This is a genomic window from Haladaptatus sp. (assembly GCF_049589095.1).
Classification (GTDB): domain Archaea; phylum Halobacteriota; class Halobacteria; order Halobacteriales; family Haladaptataceae; genus Haladaptatus.
Genome location: NZ_JBAWAC010000107.1, coordinates 1 through 2,488, shown reverse-complemented (window position 1 = coordinate 2,488; position 2,488 = coordinate 1). Strand labels below are relative to the sequence as shown.

Annotated in this window: 5 protein-coding genes and 1 pseudogene; 2 read left to right on the top strand and 4 right to left on the bottom strand. The window is 64.0% G+C overall.

Annotated elements, in window-relative coordinates; genetic code table 11:
• A pseudogene (locus WBV42_RS03680) lies at nt 1-281 on the top strand (GNAT family N-acetyltransferase); the annotation flags it as partial.
• A 52-nt stretch (nt 282-333) separates the two neighbouring features.
• Here WBV42_RS03680 and WBV42_RS03675 read toward each other — a convergent pair.
• From WBV42_RS03675 to WBV42_RS03665, 3 genes are all read right to left on the bottom strand, one after another.
• Nucleotides 334-1,056, bottom strand: coding sequence for a methyltransferase domain-containing protein (locus WBV42_RS03675; RefSeq protein ID WP_423984834.1), 723 nt, complete (start codon nt 1,054-1,056; stop codon nt 334-336).
• Nucleotides 1,053-1,451, bottom strand: coding sequence for a nascent polypeptide-associated complex protein (locus WBV42_RS03670; protein ID WP_423984833.1), 399 nt, complete (start codon nt 1,449-1,451; stop codon nt 1,053-1,055). The genes WBV42_RS03675 and WBV42_RS03670 overlap by 4 nt, the downstream gene beginning before the upstream one ends.
• 125 nt (nt 1,452-1,576) lie before the next feature.
• Entirely contained in the window at nt 1,577-2,041 is a 465-nt protein-coding gene (locus WBV42_RS03665; protein ID WP_423984832.1) for a PUA domain-containing protein, read from the bottom strand.
• A 131-nt stretch (nt 2,042-2,172) separates the two neighbouring features.
• On the opposite strand from WBV42_RS03665, the gene WBV42_RS03660 reads away from it, so the two are divergent.
• Nucleotides 2,173-2,349, top strand: coding sequence for a hypothetical protein (locus WBV42_RS03660; RefSeq protein ID WP_190303753.1), 177 nt, complete (start codon nt 2,173-2,175; stop codon nt 2,347-2,349).
• Here WBV42_RS03660 and WBV42_RS03655 read toward each other — a convergent pair.
• On the bottom strand, nt 2,346-2,488 hold a 143-nt coding region (locus tag WBV42_RS03655; RefSeq protein ID WP_423984835.1), incomplete at its 5' end, for an NYN domain-containing protein. The genes WBV42_RS03660 and WBV42_RS03655 overlap by 4 nt on opposite strands.

The following is a 2,488-nucleotide window of genomic DNA, read 5'->3' as shown; positions in this document are numbered from 1 at the left end:
AGTACCTCGCCCAGTTCGGATTCAAACACATCGATACCGACGAACTACCGTCGGACCTTCGCCACCGCCTCGACACGAAACGCGAAACCATCGAACCCGACGCGATGCCGATGGTGCTCGACATCGGTTCCTTCGAGGTGCCTCCACACCTGCGCGAACAATTCAAAGAGGCCGGGCCGCACGACGCGGCGGAAGAACCGGACGAGGATGCCGATGAGATGGCCGAGGAGTTCGGTATCGACCCCGACGAGGCGACATACAAGTACGACACCAGACGGTAGCGGTCGCTTCGATTCCTCGAAAGTAAAAGATCGTCCGGCAGTCGCCAGGAGTCTACGCTTTTCGCGCGAAGACGAGATAGCCGGTGTGCCCGACGGGACTCGTGGACGGGCGCGTGCCGCGCTCGTCGAAGTCCATCTCGCGTTGGATGGTTTCCATCGTTCGGACGTTCTCCAAGCCCACCTCGCGTGCGGCCAGTTCGGTCTCCCGGGCGCTCTCCACGAACGGCGCGTAAACGCCGAGCGATCCGCCGTCCGCGAGCAGGTCGGGCGCGTGTGCGACGACCTCCGCCGCGTCCGGTGTGTCGAGGGTGAGGACGTCGAACTCGCCGAGGTCGTCGAGGTTCTCGGTGATATCGCCCGTCCGAACGTCCACCGAGTCGGCCACGTCGGCCATCTCGATGTTGTCGCGGGCCACCTCGGCGAAGTCGGCCTTCCGCTCGAAGGTGACGACCTCCGCGCCGATTCGGCCGAGGTAACCGGCGAGAACGCCGGTTCCGGTCCCCGCATCGAGCACTCGGTCGCCCGCGGAGACACCCGTCTCCCCGACGACGAGGCCGATATCCCGCGGGAGCATCGGTGCGCCGGTTCGATCGAAGTGGTGGAACAGGTCCGGGCCGCGAAGCCGCCGCACCGTGAATTCCTCGTCCAAGTGGGTGGCGAGGACGTCTCCGGGTTCGACGTCCTCGGGAACGGTGAGGACGCCGAGATCGGTCTGGAGTTCCTCGCCGGGATCACGGAGGTACTCGCGGTCGCCGTGAACGAGTAAGACCGTCACTTCAGTCGGCTTACCGCTGCCGCAAGGTCGCCGTTCTCCGCCTCCAGCGCCTCGCGGGCCTCGTCTTCCGTCGCGCCCGACTGCTGGACGACGATTTCCACGTCGGAGTCCGGAATCTCATCGGCACCGCTGGATCCGGATTCGACCGCACCGGCCGATTCGGACGAACCGGACGCTTCGCGCGTCTCGGCGTCGCCGACGACTTGGTACGTGTGTTGTCCGCGAGCGTCCATCCGGGTGACGTCCGGCGCGTCGAAGACCAGTTCCTCGCCGTCCGCCGTGCGGATGATCACTTCTTCGGCATCGATGTCGTCCACATCGATACCCATCTGCTTCATCATCTGTTGCATCTTGCGTGGGTCGAGCCCACCGCCGCCGCCGCCTCCTCCAAACATACTCGAACCGTCGGAACGAAGAGGCAAAAACGTGACGCAAACGGTCCGCTCACTCGTCTTCGTTCCCGGAACGAGCGATGCGTGAAAATCTGCCTCGTGAATAGTGGCCGGACGTCGCTTTTCGATTACTCGCCCGCGCCGTCCCGAACCTTCACGGCCATTCCGGTGTCGAAATCGAACATCGCGTCGGCGTCGAGTTCCGCACGGCCGACGGCGAGCAGGTCGCCGTTTTCGTGCGTTACGAGCACTTCGTCACCGGAGCGAACGTCGGAATCGACGTCGGCGACGAACTTGGCGAAGACGTTCTTGCCGTCGCGGACGAACGGTTCGCTCTCGTCTCCGACGATGACGCGACCGGCGGGTGCGTCGAGCGCGTCGGCGATGCGATGTCCCCCTGCGAGACCCAGCGTGAAACGCCCGTCGGTGGCGTAGGTGACGAGTCGGCGTCCGTCGGCGTGAACCTGTTGGGGTCGCCCGGACGACGAGTGGCGAACTTCGAGGTCCTCTTCCGGTGGGAACAACGCGGTACCGGCTCCCGCGCCGAACTGATAGTCCGCCGTCGTGCGAAGTGCGGGCAAATCCTCTGTCATTGCGCCGGATTTCGCGCGAGCGGGTGAAAGCCCTTCGACACGCGGCCGCGGACTTTGTCATGTGGTGACGAATGACACGCTGGCTATCGGTTTGAGGACGATTTATTAGGAGTCAGTCCCAAAGCGGCAGTATGAACACGAAAGAAATGCTGGGAATCGCACTCTTCCTCATCGGGTGTGTCGTGATCTTCGGCGTCATCTCGATGATCGGCACCTTCGTCGGGAACGCGCTCGCGGCGGTTGCCACGGTCGCGCTCGCTGCCGGTTCGCTGCTGTACGGGACGGGCGAAGAAGGCCGCCCGGTCTAGAGCAGGAACGTCTCGGTTCGTTCGCTCAAGTCGATAAAGCTGTCAGCCGCCTCGATGAGTTCTTCTGCGGACGATTCTTGGAACCCCATTACTTCCACGCGCACCCCCTCGTGGCGGAGGTGTGTGGCGAGCTGTGCGA

Excerpts from the sequence above, each read along its gene's own strand:
- WBV42_RS03660 (WP_190303753.1), top strand. The coding sequence starts at position 2,173 with ATGAACACGAAAGAAATGCTGGGAATCGCACTCTTCCTCATCGGGTGT.
- WBV42_RS03665 (WP_423984832.1), bottom strand. The coding sequence starts at position 2,041 with ATGACAGAGGATTTGCCCGCACTTCGCACGACGGCGGACTATCAGTTC.
- WBV42_RS03670 (WP_423984833.1), bottom strand. The coding sequence starts at position 1,451 with ATGTTTGGAGGAGGCGGCGGCGGCGGTGGGCTCGACCCACGCAAGATG.